This is a genomic window from Kushneria marisflavi (assembly GCF_002157205.1).
GTDB lineage: Bacteria > Pseudomonadota > Gammaproteobacteria > Pseudomonadales > Halomonadaceae > Kushneria > Kushneria marisflavi.
Genome location: NZ_CP021358.1, coordinates 1,094,529 through 1,111,881, shown reverse-complemented (window position 1 = coordinate 1,111,881; position 17,353 = coordinate 1,094,529). Strand labels below are relative to the sequence as shown.

Here is a 17,353-nt window from a genome sequence, read left to right as displayed (position 1 = left end):
CTTCATGGGTGTGTCTGGCAGTCCTCACTGTCGATGCTCTGAAAGCGCATGCGTCCCAATCGATTGACGATCAGCTTTCGTCCTTGTTGAGCGTGGCAAAGATAAAAGGTGCCGTTGAGGATGCTGCCTGAAAGCCTGGGATGAAAAACAAGTGCCTCTGATAATCCCTTCCAGTGCAGGCTGACCTGGTCGTTTCCTTGGATGCGATAGCGGACATGCCTACCGGCATCCAGCACCAGCAGATATTTCCAGCGGCCATCACAGTGAACGCCGTCACGACTACCACACAGCGTCCACGGCCGGCCGTGATTCAGACTGGCCATTTGAGCCTGTTGCATCAGTCCCTGCACATCACGCATCTGAGTATCCAGCAGATGGTGGGCATGCCACTGTTGCATGGAGGGAATGAACCAGCCGATCATCAGCGCCATAACAGCTAGTGTGATCACGGCATCCACCAAGGTAATCCCCTGCTGAGCACGCACAACATTCTCCTTTACCCTTTACCAATAGGCCTTAACGGCGAAACGGTCGTTTTATTAAGGATTTCTAATTTTTTGGTGCGCAGGAGCGTCGATACATGACATACACAGGAACGAGGGGCGTGTGAACGCAAGCGATGTCATCGTGGTGGGGGGCGGCATCAATGGCATGATGAGCGCCTTCAAACTGATACAGCAGGGTTTTAGGGTCACGCTTTTGGAGCGAGGCCACTGTGCAAGAGAAGCCTCCTGGGCCGGCGGCGGCATTTTGATACCGCTATACCCCTGGCGCTACCGCGACCCCATTGCCCAGCTGGATGCTCTGGCAGCGTCTCAATGGCTCGAGCTTGCCAGCCGGCTGGCAGAGGCGACCGGCATCGATCCGCAATATACGGCTCACGGCATCATGCATGTTCGGGTCGAGGATGCTGACAGGGCGCGGGACTGGTCTGCACGTCATGACGACATGCTGGTATCACTGGACTCTTCAAGGGCACATGAGCAGCTGGGGCCCTGGGTGACACCCTCGCTGGATCCTGCTTTCTGGCTGCCCGAACGTGGCAGTATTCGAACGCCGCGGCTGGGACAGGCGCTGCGACAGTGGCTGCTGAACCATCCGCACGCCACGCTGATCGAGCACTTTGAGGTCACCTCGCTGCTAACGGAGAACGGTCGAATCGAGGGCGTGACAGGGCCAAGGGGGCGGCACTTGGCACCGCATGTGGTCATCGCCGGTGGTCCCTGGACTCGTCGGTTACTGGAACGTCATGTATTGCTGCCCATTAGGCCCGTTCGGGGGCAGATGCTGCTCTTCAAGGCCGAGAAGGCGCTGCTTCCATCGGTGATGTTGATGAACGGTTTTTATCTGATTCCCCGACGCGATCATCACATTTTGGCTGGCAGCACCTTTGAGGACGCAGGTTTTGATCGGGCCACTACCCGGGAGGGCTACGCGCGGATTCATGCCATGGCGCTGCAAATGTTGCCGACGCTCAAGGAGGTCGAGGTCACCCATCACTGGGCGGGGCTAAGGCCCGGCTCACCGGATAGCATTCCTTTTGTGGGTGCGGTGCAGGATATTGAAGGGCTTTATATCAACGCAGGACACGGCGGCAACGGCGTGGTGCTCTCTCCTGCCACGGCGGATCTTCTATGTGCCCATGTATCAGGCACACCCCTTCCGGTAGATCCGACACCCTACGGTGTGCCTCACTCAGGGTGAGCGTCGACGTGGCCTTGGCCCGTTGCTGATAAAGCGGGCCTGATGATCCTGACAGCAGAACCAGTGTCTTTCGCCCGGCAGATGACGCGATAGTTCATTGACGTGAGGGTCTTCCAGCGCGTCATGGCGCGACACGTGTACATGGCAATAGGCGCAGCGGACCATGGCCTCTCCCGAGGATGGCGTCGGCGGTTGCGGTTGGCGCTGACGCTTCAAGCGTCGATAGAACAGCCATCCCAGCCAGAGCAGGGCGGCGACAATAATCAGTCGGGCCATGTGAAGGATTCTGACTCCTGAAATAGTGATCAGACCATGGCGCTGCTTCGGTTCATGGGGTCTTCCGAACAGGCAGAATGGTCGTTGCCATGATCGTTATAAGGGCATCGCCCGGGTGCCTTATGTCAAAGCGTATCATGACGATGCCAGCGCCGCGTCAGGCTGAATCCCGAACGCCCCGCCTTTCGGCAGGGCGTTCGGAATCATCGATGCCGCAGCTCATCCATCAGTGGTCTTCAAGACTCAATGAGCCACCGAGATAGCGTGGATTGAAGGTCTCACCATTGAGACGGGCATTGTCCGGATCGTTGTGGATCAGCTCGGCCAGTGCCTGGCGAGCTTCCTTTTTCATCTCCAGGCCCATGTAGCCCTCCACCATGACGGCCAGCGCGTCACGTGTGGCCGGCGTCTGCGGATAATGCTCCAGCACCCAGCGCCCGCGATTGACGGCAGCAAGGTAGGCCTGCTTGCGCAGATAGAAATCACCGATCTGAAGCTCATGACGAGCCAGCACGTTGCGCAGGAAAATGATGCGCTGACGAGAGTCGGGTGCATAGGCACTGTCAGGGAAGCGCCGGACCACTTCACCAAAATCGACATAGGCATCACGTGTGGCGCCCAGGTCGCGCTTGGAAATGTCGATCAGATCCAGACTTTCCAGACTGAAGCGGCCGGATTCCCAGGCTGCCATACCGCGCATGTAATAGGCGTAATCCACCTGCGGATGGTCAGGGTGTAGCCGTATAAAACGGCTTGCTGCGGCCCGCGAGGCTTCCCAGTTGCCGACCTGATAGTAGCCGTAGATCAGCTCGAGCTGGGCCTGCTGTGCGTATTCTCCGAACGGATAGCGGTTATCCAGCGTTTCAAGCTGAGTGACGGCAGCGGAGTAGCGGCCATTGTCGAGCGAGCGCTGAATGTTTTGATAGAGCTGCTGCTCGGTAAGCTCTTTATCCTGCTCCTGGCTCTGGCTGCTGGCGCAACCGGCCAGCATGACGGCAGCCAGCGCAAGGGCGCTCAGGGAAATGGCGCGCATTGTCGTCCTCGTCTCAAACAAACCGTGGCGGCATGATAGAATCCGCCCAACAGCTACTGAATGAAGTGTGTGGGGCCTACTATACGGACCGTCAGCGCATTACGCGAATGACGCGCTGCCTGTTCCCGGTACCGGCGACCCCGCACTATAAAGCATTGTAAAGCCGCGGCGAAATGCTCGGCCCATGCTCCTGCAGAGAATTGCATGTCACAGACCATCGAACAAACACGCATTGTCCCCGACGCCATGACCGGTCTGCGACTGGATCAGGCGGCCGCAGAACTCTTTGACGAGTTCTCCCGCGAGCGCCTCAAGGGCTGGATCAAGGAGGGCGCCCTGACCGTGGATGGTCAGCAGGTACGCCCTCGAGCACCGGTCATGTCAGGCGCCGTACTGGCCCTCAATGCCGTACTGGAAGAAAATCGGGTCTGGGAGGCCGAGGAGATCGCGCTGGACATCGTGCATGAAGACGATGACGTGCTGGTCATCAACAAGCCGGTAGGCTTGGTCGTCCACCCGGCGGCGGGTAATCAGAGCGGCACTCTGCTCAATGCACTGCTGCATCATGCGCCGGCGCTTGCGACCTTGCCGCGCGCCGGGATTGTCCATCGTCTGGACAAGGACACCAGCGGGTTGATGGTGGTCGCCAAAACGCTGGCGGCGCAAACCTCTCTGGTCGAGCAGCTACAGGCCCGTCGGGTCAAACGTGAATATGACGCCATTGTCACTGGCGCCATGATCGCCGGGGGCAAGGTAGATGCGCCCATTGGACGGCATCCGGTAGATCGCAAGCGCCAGGCCGTTGTCGCCAACGGTGGCAAGCCGGCGGTAACACACTACCGAGTGGTCGAGCGCTTTCGTGGCCATACCCATGTTCGCTGCCGATTGGAAACCGGGCGTACGCACCAGATTCGCGTGCATATGGCGCACCAGCGCTTTCCTCTGGTAGGCGACCCGGTCTATGGCGGGCGTCTCAAGCTGCCTGCCGGCGCCGGCGAGGCACTCAAGGAAGCGCTGCGACACTTCTCGCGTCAGGCCCTGCACGCGCGCCGACTGGCCTTTATGCATCCCGCCCATCATGAACTGGTCGAGTTTGGTGTAGAACTGCCAAATGACATGTTCATGCTGCTCGATATTCTGCGCGAGGATCAGACCGAGGAATGAACCAGGACAGCCGTGATCAGCCCACGCTCATCGTTCCGGACTGGATCGCTCCCGGGTCGGTCGGTGCCTTTGTCACCACGCGCGAAACCGGCCCCAGTCAGGGGGTATATGCCGCCTTCAATGCCGCCTCTCATGTGGGAGATGACCCTGAAACGGTGGCCTGGTTGCGTCAGCTGCTGGGCGCAAGAATCGGGGATCATCGGCCCCTGCTGTGGCTGGATCAGGTCCATGGGGCCCGTGTTCAGCAGTCCTTCCAAACGCCGCCGCCGCAGGCTGATGCGTCCATCGCGTTCGATCAGCGCTATGCCTGTGTGATCCAGACGGCTGACTGTCTGCCGGTCCTGTTCTGTGACAAGCGTGGCACCCGGGTCGCGGCTGCGCATGCCGGCTGGCGCGGTTTGGCGGGCGGGGTGCTGGAGGCCACCGTGGCCGCTCTGGGTTGCGCTCCTGATGAGGTCATGGCCTGGTTTGGGCCTGCGATCTCCAACATGCAGTATGAAGTCGGGCATGAAGTGCACGACGCTTTCGTGAATGTACACCCGGAAGCCGCCAGTGCCTTTGAGGCGAGCCCTTACCGTCTGGGGCATTTCATGTGCGACCTTTACCGGCTGGCACGCCTGCGTCTTGAGGCGCTGGGAATCACCGACATCAGTGGCGGTCATTTCTGTACGGCCTCCGATCCCCGCTTTTATTCCCATCGCCGTGACAACGGCCTGACCGGGCGGATGAGTAGTGTTATCTGGCTTCGTTAGGGCGCTTAAGGTGCTCTAATCAGAAATATTGAATTTAACATAATATTTTTACCACTCCTGCTTGAAACGCTTCCCGGCGCCCCCATCTTTGTTGGCAATATACTGATACACGCGCTTTGAGATGACGGCTCTGCGATGATGCAGCCCTGACCGGCCAGAGCGCCTGATGAGAGGACACGGGATGCGAATCGACAAACTCACCAGTAAATTGCAGGCCGCTCTGGCCGATGCCCAGTCTCTGGCAGCAGGGCGCGGTCACAATCAACTACAGCCGGGGCATGTGCTGCTTTCATTGCTGGACAGCCGGGATTCCGGTTTCAAGGGGCTGATTCAAAAGGCCGGGGGCGACCCGGGCCGCGTGCGCGACGCGCTGACCAAAGTGGTGGACGATCTGCCGACGGTCAGTCAGTTCGATGGCAATGTCACCATGGGCCAGGAACTGGGTCAGCTGTTTAACCTGGCCGATCGCGAAGCACAAAAGCGCGGTGATCAGTTCATTGCTACCGAGCTGGTACTGCTGGCGGCGCTGCAGACAAAATCAGCCATCAGCCGTGCATTGAGTGGGGCAGGGCTCTCCGAGCAGGGCGTACGTCGTGCCATTGATGCCCTGCGTGGTGGCGACAGCGTCAACGATGCCGAAGCCGAAGAGAAGCGTGAAGCGCTCGACAAGTACACCATGGATCTGACCGAGCGCGCCGCCAGCGGCAAGCTGGACCCGGTGATCGGTCGTGATGACGAGATTCGTCGCACCATTCAGGTACTGCAGCGTCGGACCAAAAACAATCCGGTGCTGATCGGCGAGCCCGGCGTCGGCAAGACGGCCATCGTCGAGGGGCTGGCCCAGCGCATCGTCAACGGCGAAGTGCCGGAAAGTCTCAAGGACAAGCGGGTACTGTCACTGGATCTTGGCGCCCTGCTGGCGGGGGCCAAGTATCGCGGTGACTTTGAAGAGCGCCTCAAGGCCGTGCTTAACGAGCTGGCGAAGGAAGAGGGGCGCGTCATTCTCTTCATCGACGAACTTCATACCATGGTGGGCGCCGGCAAGACCGAGGGCTCGATGGATGCTGGCAACATGTTGAAGCCTGCGCTGGCCCGCGGGGAGCTGCACTGCGTGGGCGCCACGACGCTGGATGAATACCGTCAGGACATCGAAAAGGATGCCGCGCTTGAGCGCCGCTTTCAGAAGGTGCTGGTCGATGAGCCTTCAGAAGAAGACACCATCGCCATCCTGCGTGGCCTCAAGGAGCGCTATGAGGTTCATCATGGCGTCGACATTACCGACCCGGCGATCATTGCGGCAGCGCGTCTTTCCACCCGCTACATCACGGATCGTCAGTTGCCCGACAAGGCCATCGATCTGATCGATGAAGCAGCCTCTCGTATCCGCATGGAGATGGATTCCAAGCCGGAGGAGATGGATCGTCTCGAGCGCCGTCTGATTCAGCTCAAGATCGAGCGTGAAGCGCTCAAGAAGGAGACGGACGAGGCGACACGCAAGCGTCTCGAGCTACTGGAAGGTCAGATCGACACCATGTCGCGTGAATACGCCGATCTCGAGGAGGTCTGGAAGTCCGAAAAGGCCAGCCTTCAGGGCGCGGCGCAGTACAAGGCCGAGCTCGAACAGGCGCGCACCGATCTGGAAGCTGCGCGTCGTCAGGGTGATCTGGGCCGCATGTCGGAAATCCAGTACGGTCTGATTCCGGATCTGGAGCGTAAAATCAGTGAAGCCGGTGAGGCGGAAAGCACGCCGCTGAAGCTGCTCCGCTCGATCGTGACCGAGGAGGAGATTGCTGAAGTCGTGTCACGCTGGACCGGTATCCCGGTGTCGAAAATGCTTGAGGGTGAGCGCGATAAGCTCCTGCGTATGGAAGAGGCGCTGCACGAGCGTGTCATCGGTCAGGATGAAGCCGTGACGGCCGTGTCCAACGCCGTACGCCGTTCGCGCGCCGGGATCAGTGACCCCAACCGTCCCAACGGTTCCTTCCTGTTTCTGGGGCCGACCGGGGTAGGCAAGACCGAGCTGTGCAAGTCGCTGGCAGGATTCCTGTTCGATACCGAAGAGTCCATGGTGCGCATCGATATGTCGGAGTTCATGGAGAAGCACTCCGTGGCCCGACTGATCGGTGCCCCTCCGGGCTATGTGGGGTATGAGCAGGGCGGCTATCTGACCGAGGCCGTGCGCCGCAAGCCCTATTCGGTGTTGCTGCTTGATGAGGTCGAAAAGGCGCATCCGGATGTCTTCAATATTCTGCTGCAGGTACTCGAGGACGGTCGTCTGACTGATGGACAGGGGCGAACGGTAGATTTTCGCAACACCGTGATCGTCATGACCTCGAATCTGGGGTCCAGCATCATCCAGAACTTTGCCAGCGAGCAGGATGATGCCGGTTATGAGCGCATGCGTGCTGCGGTCATGGATGAAGTGTCCTCACACTTCCGGCCCGAGTTGATCAACCGTATCGACGAGGTTGTCGTGTTCCATGCCCTGGGTCAAACGCAGATCAAGGCGATCGCCAACATTCAGCTGGATCAGCTGCGTCGTCGGCTGGCAGATCGAGATGTTTCGATCTCCATCAGTGAGGCCGCCATGGAACAGCTGGCCGAAGCAGGTTTCGATCCGGTGTACGGGGCGCGCCCGCTACGTCGCGCCATCCAGAACCGGATCGAAAATCCGCTGGCACAGGCGCTACTCTCCGGGCGCTATGCCCCGGGCGACACTGTCCACGTGGATGCCCGTGACGGTGTGTTGATCCTCGACCAGGATGGCGCTGAATAAGCCTGATTGGCGTCAAACGATAAAAGGGCGGCTACCTCGGTAGCCGCCCTTTTTATATATTGATGCCCGGCATGAGGCCGGATATCCGCCTGACCTGGTCAGGGGGCGGTACTGCTCAGCGTGGCATCCGGATAGAGCGACAGCAGGGCGCGCAGCACGCCATTGGTCCATCCAAAGCCATCCTGAGACGGATACTCACCGCCATCCGGCGCGCCATCCAGATCCATGACGTTATATTTTTCCAGCAGCTTATGGTCTTTTTCAAAGCGGTAGAAGTTGTTGTGCATCCAGCGTTTCGCAATCGTATCTGCCAGCCGGTCATGGCCGTAGCGTTTGAGCCCCTTGATGGCCATCCACTGAAGCGGCGCCCAGCCATTGGGGGCATCCCACTGCTGTACGGTATCAATGGTAGACGTCATCAGCCCGCCGGGCTGAAGCAGCTGATATTCCAGCGTATTGGCAACATGGTCGGCCTGCTCCTCTGTCGCCACGCCGAAATACAGGGTGAAGACGATCGAGGCGTTGATGCTCTCGGTCAGTTTGTTTTCATGCCACAGATAGTCACCAAAACGTTTTTCATCCTGTGACCAGAACAGCCGCCGCAGGGCGTCCAGCCTTGAATTGGCCGCGCTCTGAAACAGATCGGCGCGCTGGTAATGTCCAAGCCTGCGATGGGTCGAGGCCAGAACGGACTCCATGTGGTAGAGCAGGCAGTTGAGATCCAGCGGCAGGATGTCCACGGTACGGATGGTGCTCAGATCGTGAGGGTCGCTCAGCCAGCGCGAGCTGAAGTCCCAGCCGCTTTCGGCCCCGGCACGAAGATTGCGCCACACCTCGATATGATCGCGATTTGAATGAGTGGCTGTCTCCATGTCCTCACGGAAGGACTCCTCACGAGGCGTGTTCAAATCGTCCCAGTGGCGATTAAGCAACGTGCCTTCTGAGAGCTTGACGCAGCGGCGGTAGGCTTCGCCGTGGTGAAGGGCCTCGACGCCATCCATCCAGTAGATGTATTCACGCTCCATCTGGGGCAGGTAGTGCTCATACACGCCTTCACCATCATGCTGGGCAAGCTGGCCGACCATGCCGCAGAAAAACGGCGGCTGGGAGCGCGACAGATAATAGGTACGGTTGCCGTTGGGCACATGACCGTAGGCATTGATCAAAAAGGCAGCGTTATTGACCATGTCGCGGACCAGATCAATGCGACCACTTTCGCGCAGCCCCAGCATGGTGAAATAGCTGTCCCAGTAATAGATTTCGTTGAAGCGACCACCGGGCACCACATAGGCGTGGGGCAGAGGCAGGCGAGACGAGTTGGGGTTGTAGCGCGGGCGCGGCTGGCGGGTCAGGACATTCCAGAGGGCATCGATATGATCGCGCACGGTGCTCTGACGCTGAGGCGGTTCGACATTGGCCTGAGTCTCGATGCGCTCAAAGCGTGCTTCCACAAATTCGCGCAGCGCCTTGTTGCTGACACAGGGTGCATCACCACAGTCTGAATGGTTCGCACAGAGATGCGCGTAATCAGCCATGATCTCCTCGGCCGATTTGGTCGGGATCATGTCCACAAAGGTCTTGCTGTCATCGAACAGACCGCGACTCTGGACATCGTGGAACAGCCTGCCCCAGAGATGCTCCGGCAACGGCGGAAGCTCGGCGACTTCGGGCGTATCCGGCATCGAAGGTGTCAATGCGGCAGCGGTCATGGTCATGGCAAATTCCTGAAACAATAAATGGCGTTTCTTCCGGATCGTACTGACAGGCAATAAGTGACACTGTCCTAGCAGTTTCGGGACGCTTTTGACATGTTAAAGCCTCCCTTTATGATGACCGGTGTTAACGCAGGATAGTTCATCCCGATGTCTTTCCCCTGATACACATCATAACGGCAGACACTAATCAAAACTGTTGTGCTCCCATGCACTGATATCGTGCAATATGTGACCCCTATTTGAGGTCTGAGCGCTATAAATGCGCACGCATCAGTTGACAGCGGGACATCACTGATAGAGTCTTGAAGGTTCCTGATTGCAGGCATGAATTCTCCGGGTGACCCCCGGGGTCATGAAGGACAGTCGCACAGCGACTGCCTGCCTGCCCAAGGACCTGAACAGGCGGGCCAACCCCCTGCCTGATCAACGCCCCTATGTGTCGACCCGACATGAGATTGAGCAGGTCCTCGCTGCAACCGATCATCAGGATGCAGCATCAGGTGTCGCAGGCCCCGGGCCGCGGCAGGCGGCACAGCCGTCCTCGAACGCCGATGCGTATCGCATCGTGAACGCACTCGAGACCTTATAGGGGAACTCAAACGTGGAATTGCTTTCCGGAGCCGATATGATCGCCCGCTTCCTCAAGGATGAGGGCGTTGAATATATCTACGGCTACCCCGGCGGTGCAGCGCTACACATCTATGATGCGCTCTTCCGCCAGGATGATGTCAAACATATTCTTGTTCGCCATGAACAGGCGGCAACCCATATGGCCGATGGCTATGCCCGCGCCTCCGGTAAACCCGGTGTGGTGCTGGTCACCTCGGGTCCCGGTGCGACCAATGCGGTCACGGGGATTGCGACGGCCTATATGGATTCCATTCCGATGGTCGTGCTGTGCGGGCAGGTGGCCAGCCATCTGATCGGCGAGGATGCCTTTCAGGAAACCGACATTGTCGGGGTCACACGTCCAATCGTGAAGCACAGCTTTTCGATCCGTCACCCTTCCGATATACCGACCGTGCTCAAGAAGGCATTTTATATTGCCTCTTCCGGCCGTCCGGGACCGGTCGTGGTAGACATTCCCAAGGACATGACTGCTCCGACCGAGCGCTATGAGTACGTCTATCCGCGCAAGGTCAAGCTGCGGTCCTACAATCCCGTCTCACGTGGGCATACCGGTCAGATCCGCAAGGCCGTCGATCTGATGATGAGCGCTCAGCGTCCCGTGATCTTTGCCGGTGGCGGGGTTATTACAGGGCGTGCCTCCGAAGCACTGACGGCGCTGGCGCATCGGCTCAACATTCCCGTCATCACCTCTCTGATGGGACTCGGTGCGTTCCCGCAAAACGATCCACAGTCGCTGGGCTGGCCGGGCATGCATGGTTCCTACGAATCCAACATGGCCATGCACAACAGTGACCTGGTGCTGGGTGTCGGGGTGCGATTCGATGATCGCGTGACCAACAACGTCACTCGATTCTGTCCGGATGCCCGCATCATCCATATTGATGTCGATCCCAGCTCCATCTCAAAGACCGTGCACGCCGATGTTCCCATTGTCGGGGCCGCTGATCACGTGCTCAATGAAATGCTCAACCAGATCGGTCAGCGCGCGGAAGCACAGGCGTCGCTGGATGACTGGTGGGAGAGAATCAATGGCTGGCGTGACGAGCGTCGAGGCAAGCTTTATGAGTCGGCCGCTGCCGGTGAGCCGCTCAAGCCCCAGCAGGTTGTCGAGGCAGTACATCGCGCCACGCACGGTGACGCCTATGTCGTGACCGATGTTGGCCAGCATCAGATGTTTGCTGCTCAGTACTACAAGTTCAATCAGCCCAATCGCTGGATATCATCCAGTGGCCTGGGGACGATGGGCTTTGGTCTGCCGGCCGCCATGGGGGTCAAGCTCAACTACCCGGATGAGCATGTCGTCCTGTTCACGGGGGAGGGCAGCTTTCAGATGATGATGCAGGAGCTGTCGACCTGTAAGCAGTTCGGTATCCCGGTCAAGATCGTCAATCTCAACAATGCCTCGCTGGGGATGGTTCGCCAGTGGCAGGATCTGAACTACAAGTCCCGCCATGCGCATTCCTACATGGAGTCACTGCCTGACTTTGAAAAGCTGACCGAGGCCTATGGTTTCAAGGCCATTACGGTAAGAACGGCCGAGGAGCTTGAGCCGGCGCTTGAAGAAGCATTTCGTTCGAAGGATGAGCTGGTGTTCCTCGATATTCATGTCGACCCGCGTGAGCACGTCTATCCGATGCAGGTTCCGCAGGGGGCCATGTGTGACATGCTGCTGTCGAAGACGGAGCGAACCTGATGCGCCATATCATATCGATGCTGCTTGAAAACGAGCCGGGCGCCCTGTCACGCGTGATCGGGCTCTTTTCCCAGCGCAACTTCAATATCGAAACGCTCAATGTGGCCCCCACCGATGACCCGACCCTGTCGCGTCTGACCGTGACCACCAATGGCGATGAGCGCATCATCGAGCAGATCACCAAACACCTCAACCGACTGATTGATGTGGTCAAGCTGGTGGACCTGACCGAAGGTGCGCATATCGAGCGCGAGCTGATGCTGGTCAAGGTCAAGGCCCAGGGGAGTGCCCGTGACGAGGTCAAGCGTACGGCGGATATCTTCCGGGCGCAGATCGTGGACGTGACGCCAAGCGTCTATACCGTGCAGATTACCGGCGACGCCAACAAGATGGATGCCTTTTTGCAGGCCGTCACACCCCTTGGGGTGCTGGAAGTGGCACGTACCGGCGTGTCCGGGATTGCACGGGGTGACAAGGTGCTGAGCATCTGACACCGAAGTTTGTATGCACAACGTTTAGATTAACCGATAGCGTTTATGTCAACCGATGGCGCTGCCGTCCATTAAAAGGTGAAGGTAATGCAGGTTTATTACGACAAGGATTGCGATCTCTCTCTCATCCAGGGCAAGAAGGTCACCATCCTGGGCTACGGCTCGCAGGGTCACGCTCATGCCAACAACCTCAAGGAATCCGGCGTTGATGTCACCGTCGCGCTGCGCAAGGATTCCGGTTCCTGGCAGAAGGCAGAAGGTGCAGGCCTCAAGGTTGCTGAAGTGGCCGATGCGGTTTCCGGTGCCGATATCGTCATGATCCTGGCACCCGATGAGCATCAGAAACAGATCTACTATCGTGATATCGAGCCCAACCTGAAAGAAGGCGCTGCGCTGGCCTTTGCCCACGGCTTCAACGTGCACTTCCAGCAGATCGAGCCGCGTGAAGATCTGGACGTCATCATGATCGCGCCCAAGGCGCCCGGTCATACCGTTCGTCAGACCTACACCCAGGGTGGCGGGGTCCCGAGCCTGATCGCGGTTTATCAGGACAAGTCCGGCAAGGCGCGCGAACTGGCGCTGTCCTATGCCAGCGCCAATGGTGGTGGCCGTGCCGGCATCATCCACACGACCTTCCAGGAAGAAACCGAAACCGATCTGTTCGGTGAGCAGGCTGTACTGTGTGGTGGTGCCACGGCGCTGGTTCAAGCCGGCTTTGAAACGCTGGTGGAAGCCGGCTATGCGCCTGAAATGGCCTACTTCGAGTGCCTCCACGAGCTCAAGCTGATCGTTGATCTGATGTATGAAGGCGGCATGGCCGACATGCGCTACTCGATCTCCAACACGGCCGAATACGGTGACTACGTGACCGGTCCGAAGATCGTGACCGAAGACACCAAAAATGCCATGCGTCAGGTGCTCAAGGACATCCAGGAAGGGACCTTTGCCAAGGACTTCATTCTGGACCACCAGTCCGGTTTCCCGACCCTCAAGGCCAAGCGTCGTCGTGGTGCCGAGCACCAGATCGAGCAGGTCGGCACCAAGCTGCGTGGCATGATGCCCTGGATTGCGGCCAACAAGATGGTCGACAAGTCGAAGAACTGATTTGAAAGATCTTCGAGAGGGTTAAAAACCTCGATAAAGCGGATGCGATCACTCGCATCCGCTTTTTTGTATCTGCCATCCGTGACATTCGACCTTTAGGGTGTTTGAAAAAGCTGGCCCTGAGCGGAGTTCCTAGTAGTGGGAACGACCGTCACACGATCGCCGAGCTGAATGACGCCGCCTCGCATGATGCGGGCCGTCATTCCACCATGACCGCGCAGGGCGTTATAGCCGCCCGGGCCCAGTGTTCTTTCCATGCGGCTGCAGGGTGCGCAGGGACCGGTGAGCTCAATGACCACCTCGTTACCAATGGCCAGCTGCTGCTGTCGGCAGGCCAGAAGGTTTAGTCCCGATACCAGCAGGTTGCGCCGAAGTCGCTCAGGAGCGAGGGAAGAGATACCGCAAAAGGCGGCAGCAACCGGTAAATGTTCGGCCTGAAAGAGGGTCACTTCGCGTTTACCTCCGCGAGCGCTGTAATGGTCTCCCTCTATGCCCTTGCCCTCGGTCAGGTGCAGCGATGTCACGACCTCGACAGTTCCGTGACGCTCAGGACGACGGCTCAGCCATTCCAGACGGCCGGCGCGAGGGAACTGTGTCATGAGACTTCTTAAACTTTCCATTTCCTCTCCGTGTTAACACCTGGTCATCTTCTATGCTTTGATGGTCGTATCTTTTCAAAGGACATCATTGTCATGACGCAGACGCCTCCACCGAACAATCGACCGCCCCGCGATCCCTTTTCCGAATTCAAGGACGATACGGAGGTGGTTGAAGACATCGTGCAAAACGGTGAGCGCATACGCCGGCGCGGTATTTATCTTCTGCCCAACCTGTTTACCACGGCAGCGCTGTTTTCAGGCTTCTTCTCCGTTGTGGCAGCACTGAATGGCAACTTTGGTTCTGCCGCCATCGCCATCTTTGTCTCCATGGTGCTTGATGGCTTCGATGGCCGGGTAGCCCGTATGACCAATACCCAAAGCGCCTTCGGTGAGGAATACGACAGTCTTGCCGACATGCTCTCCTTCGGAGTGGCGCCTGCCATCGTGGCCTTTGCATGGATACTTCAGGATATCGGCAACCTTGGCTGGATCGCGGCCTTTGTCTATGTCGCCGGGGCGGCACTGCGTCTGGCGCGCTTCAATGTTCAGATTGGCAGCACCGACAAGAAATGGTTCATCGGGTTGCCCAGCCCGTCTGCCGCTGCAGTCGTGGCAGGCTTTGTCTGGACTTTCCATAGCTTCGAGGCCACTGCCTTCGGCTTCAAGGTGCTCATGGCCATCATTGTGGCGGCCGTTGGTATCCTGATGGTCAGCAATATTCGCTACTACAGCTTCAAGGAAGTGGATTTCAAGAGTCCGGTACCTTTCGTGTTCCTTCTGGCCATCGTACTGGCCTTTGTTCTGATCTCGCTTGAACCGGCCATCATGTTGTTGCTCCTGTTTGGAAGCTACGCGGCATCCGGCCCGATACTGGCCATCATGCGTCGTACCGGTCATGCCAGGCCCATCAACAGCAGCATCGCTACTACCGAAGAAGACATGGAAGCAGCCAATACCAGGGATTCTGAAGTATCAGAACAGGCTGATGAGCCAGAGCTGTCAGGTGTTTCAGAAACATCAACAAACGATGATGAAAGAAAGTAGCTTCTTTTTTGAAAGAAGGGGTTGCGCACTCGGGGTCTGATCTATAAAGTACGCATCCGCTGCCACGGAGCACACGGCGACGAGGCAGCGGGGAAGTTTGCAGGTGATTGTTTTGACTGAGGTTTTGGTCGCTCAATCAAGATTTCAAATCCAGCCGCCGACTTCCGGATCGAAAAAAAGAGGTTGACTTTTCGATTTAGGGCTGTAAAATGCCCACTCTCTCGAAGCAGCCGCCACGGCGACTGAGGCAACATCTTCGAGACGCTCTTTAACAAGTCGATCAGGCAATTTGTGTGGGCGTCTGGCTCGTGTGACACCAGTCACATAGATAATCGAGCAGACGAACACTCGTCAAGAGTACTAGTTTGACCTCGAGCCCGGATTGATTCGCCTTTCGGAACTGCTTTTGCAGGGCCGGATAAAGAATCTCAAAGCTTCAAAATAAACTGAAGAGTTTGATCATGGCTCAGATTGAACGCTGGCGGCAGGCCTAACACATGCAAGTCGAGCGGTAACAGGGGTAGCTTGCTACCCGCTGACGAGCGGCGGACGGGTGAGTAATGCATGGGAATCTGCCCGATAGTGGGGGATAACTCGGGGAAACCCGAGCTAATACCGCATACGTCCTACGGGAGAAAGCAGGGGATCTTCGGACCTTGCGCTATCGGATGAGCCCATGTCGGATTAGCTTGTTGGTGAGGTAAAGGCTCACCAAGGCTGCGATCCGTAGCTGGTCTGAGAGGATGATCAGCCACACCGGGACTGAGACACGGCCCGGACTCCTACGGGAGGCAGCAGTGGGGAATATTGGACAATGGGGGAAACCCTGATCCAGCCATGCCGCGTGTGTGAAGAAGGCCTTAGGGTTGTAAAGCACTTTCAGTGGGGAAGAAGGCATGATGATTAATACTCGTCATGAAGGACATCACCCACAGAAGAAGCACCGGCTAACTCCGTGCCAGCAGCCGCGGTAATACGGAGGGTGCAAGCGTTAATCGGAATTACTGGGCGTAAAGGGCGCGTAGGCGGCTTGCCAAGCCGGATGTGAAAGCCCCGGGCTCAACCCGGGAACGGCATTCGGAACTGGCAGGCTAGAGTGCAGGAGAGGAAGGTGGAATTCCCGGTGTAGCGGTGAAATGCGTAGAGATCGGGAGGAATACCAGTGGCGAAGGCGGCCTTCTGGACTGACACTGACGCTGAGGCGCGAAAGCGTGGGTAGCAAACAGGATTAGATACCCTGGTAGTCCACGCCGTAAACGATGTCGACCAGCCGTTGGACCCCTTGAGGGTTTGGTGGCGCAGTTAACGCAATAAGTCGACCGCCTGGGGAGTACGGCCGCAAGGCTAAAACTCAAATGAATTGACGGGGGCCCGCACAAGCGGTGGAGCATGTGGTTTAATTCGATGCAACGCGAAGAACCTTACCTGCTCTTGACATCCTGCGAATCTCCCAGAGATGGGAGAGTGCCTTCGGGAACGCAGAGACAGGTGCTGCATGGCTGTCGTCAGCTCGTGTTGTGAAATGTTGGGTTAAGTCCCGTAACGAGCGCAACCCCTATCCCTTTTTGCCAGCGGTCCGGCCGGGAACTTCAGGGAGACTGCCGGTGACAAACCGGAGGAAGGTGGGGACGACGTCAAGTCATCATGGCCCTTACGAGCAGGGCTACACACGTGCTACAATGGCCGGTACAAAGGGTTGCGAAGCGGCGACGTGAAGCCAATCCCATAAAGCCGGCCTCAGTCCGGATCGGAGTCTGCAACTCGACTCCGTGAAGTCGGAATCGCTAGTAATCGTGGATCAGAATGCCACGGTGAATACGTTCCCGGGCCTTGTACACACCGCCCGTCACACCATGGGAGTGGACTGCACCAGAAGTGGTTAGCTTAACCTTCGGGAGAGCGATCACCACGGTGTGGTTCATGACTGGGGTGAAGTCGTAACAAGGTAGCCGTAGGGGAACCTGCGGCTGGATCACCTCCTTAAACGACAAGTGCTCACGCGAACCAGCGCGTCCACACAAATTGCCTGATCGGATAGAGCGAAGATGCCTGGGTCTGTAGCTCAGTTGGTTAGAGCGCACCCCTGATAAGGGTGAGGTCGGCAGTTCGAGTCTGCCCAGACCCACCAACCTGTCGGGGCCTTAGCTCAGCTGGGAGAGCGCCTGCCTTGCACGCAGGAGGTCAGCGGTTCGATCCCGCTAGGCTCCACCATACAGCTCGGTGTCACAATCTCGCTCGATACTGATGAAACCACAGTCAAAAGTCATGATGATGACAATCATCGACATGATTTCTGACTGTCTTTTTGACAGTACGCTCTTTAACAATGTGGATCATGCTGACCTGTCGGTCGGTGAACACCTCATCTTCGG

At 57.9% G+C, this 17,353-nt stretch carries 13 protein-coding genes, 2 tRNA genes and 1 rRNA gene; 11 read left to right on the top strand and 5 right to left on the bottom strand.

Annotated elements, in window-relative coordinates; translation table 11 throughout:
* Nucleotides 1-2: 2 nt before the first annotated feature.
* Nucleotides 3-485, bottom strand: a complete 483-nt coding sequence (locus B9H00_RS05220) for a GspH/FimT family pseudopilin (protein ID WP_086899752.1) — start codon at nt 483-485, stop codon at nt 3-5.
* A 121-nt stretch (nt 486-606) separates the two neighbouring features.
* Here B9H00_RS05220 and thiO point away from each other — a divergent pair, with 121 nt between their 5' ends.
* Nucleotides 607-1,704: a glycine oxidase ThiO gene (gene thiO, locus B9H00_RS05215; RefSeq protein WP_086899751.1), complete on the top strand. Its 1,098-nt coding sequence runs from the start codon at nt 607-609 to the stop codon at nt 1,702-1,704.
* Here the strand turns inward: thiO and B9H00_RS05210 are convergent.
* Both B9H00_RS05210 and B9H00_RS05205 read right to left on the bottom strand, forming a co-directional pair.
* Entirely contained in the window at nt 1,696-1,980 is a 285-nt protein-coding gene (locus tag B9H00_RS05210) for a PP0621 family protein (protein ID WP_086899750.1), read from the bottom strand. The two genes, thiO and B9H00_RS05210, sit on opposite strands and share 9 nt — an antisense overlap.
* Before the next feature lie 226 nt (nt 1,981-2,206).
* Entirely contained in the window at nt 2,207-3,013 is an 807-nt protein-coding gene (locus B9H00_RS05205; RefSeq protein ID WP_086899749.1) for an outer membrane protein assembly factor BamD, read from the bottom strand.
* A 204-nt stretch (nt 3,014-3,217) separates the two neighbouring features.
* On the opposite strand from B9H00_RS05205, the gene rluD reads away from it, so the two are divergent.
* From rluD to clpB, 3 genes are all read left to right on the top strand, one after another.
* On the top strand, nt 3,218-4,177 hold the full coding sequence (gene rluD, locus B9H00_RS05200) for a 23S rRNA pseudouridine(1911/1915/1917) synthase RluD (RefSeq protein ID WP_086899748.1): 960 nt from the start codon (nt 3,218-3,220) through the stop codon (nt 4,175-4,177).
* Nucleotides 4,174-4,929 carry a peptidoglycan editing factor PgeF gene (gene pgeF / locus B9H00_RS05195; RefSeq protein ID WP_086899747.1) on the top strand — a complete coding sequence of 252 codons (756 nt, stop codon included), beginning with the start codon at nt 4,174-4,176 and terminating at the stop codon, nt 4,927-4,929. Before rluD ends, pgeF begins: the two co-directional genes overlap by 4 nt.
* Nucleotides 4,930-5,110: 181 nt before the next feature.
* Nucleotides 5,111-7,705, top strand: a complete 2,595-nt coding sequence (gene clpB / locus B9H00_RS05190) for an ATP-dependent chaperone ClpB (RefSeq protein ID WP_086899746.1) — start codon at nt 5,111-5,113, stop codon at nt 7,703-7,705.
* 98 nt (nt 7,706-7,803) lie between these two features.
* Here clpB and treF read toward each other — a convergent pair whose 3' ends face one another.
* The gene (gene treF / locus B9H00_RS05185) at nt 7,804-9,420 is read right to left on the bottom strand and encodes an alpha,alpha-trehalase TreF (RefSeq protein ID WP_086899745.1); all 1,617 of its coding nucleotides are present in this window, start codon (nt 9,418-9,420) and stop codon (nt 7,804-7,806) included.
* A 601-nt stretch (nt 9,421-10,021) separates the two neighbouring features.
* Between treF and B9H00_RS05175 the strand changes: the two genes are divergently transcribed.
* The 3 genes from B9H00_RS05175 (at nt 10,022) to ilvC (ending at nt 13,338) form a co-directional block, all read left to right on the top strand.
* On the top strand, nt 10,022-11,743 hold the full coding sequence (locus B9H00_RS05175; protein ID WP_086899743.1) for an acetolactate synthase 3 large subunit: 1,722 nt from the start codon (nt 10,022-10,024) through the stop codon (nt 11,741-11,743).
* Nucleotides 11,743-12,234, top strand: a complete 492-nt coding sequence (gene ilvN, locus B9H00_RS05170) for an acetolactate synthase small subunit (RefSeq protein ID WP_086621987.1) — start codon at nt 11,743-11,745, stop codon at nt 12,232-12,234. Before B9H00_RS05175 ends, ilvN begins: the two co-directional genes overlap by 1 nt.
* A gap of 87 nt (nt 12,235-12,321) precedes the next feature.
* The gene (gene ilvC, locus B9H00_RS05165; protein ID WP_086899742.1) at nt 12,322-13,338 is read left to right on the top strand and encodes a ketol-acid reductoisomerase; all 1,017 of its coding nucleotides are present in this window, start codon (nt 12,322-12,324) and stop codon (nt 13,336-13,338) included.
* Nucleotides 13,339-13,433: 95 nt separating this feature from the next.
* Here the strand turns inward: ilvC and B9H00_RS05160 are convergent, their stop codons facing one another.
* Nucleotides 13,434-13,937: an MOSC domain-containing protein gene (locus tag B9H00_RS05160; protein ID WP_211329655.1), complete on the bottom strand. Its 504-nt coding sequence runs from the start codon at nt 13,935-13,937 to the stop codon at nt 13,434-13,436.
* Between the two features lie 93 nt (nt 13,938-14,030).
* Between B9H00_RS05160 and pssA the strand changes: the two genes are divergently transcribed.
* The 4 genes from pssA (at nt 14,031) to B9H00_RS05140 (ending at nt 17,192) form a co-directional block, all read left to right on the top strand.
* A complete protein-coding gene (pssA, locus tag B9H00_RS05155) occupies nt 14,031-14,981 on the top strand; it encodes a CDP-diacylglycerol--serine O-phosphatidyltransferase (RefSeq protein ID WP_086899740.1) in 951 nt (316 codons plus the stop codon).
* A gap of 443 nt (nt 14,982-15,424) precedes the next feature.
* Nucleotides 15,425-16,964 (top strand): 16S ribosomal RNA (locus B9H00_RS05150).
* Nucleotides 16,965-17,032: 68 nt separating this feature from the next.
* Nucleotides 17,033-17,109: transfer RNA gene (locus tag B9H00_RS05145), tRNA-Ile, on the top strand.
* A 7-nt stretch (nt 17,110-17,116) separates the two neighbouring features.
* Nucleotides 17,117-17,192, top strand: a tRNA-Ala gene (locus B9H00_RS05140).
* Nucleotides 17,193-17,353: the final 161 nt, after the last annotated feature.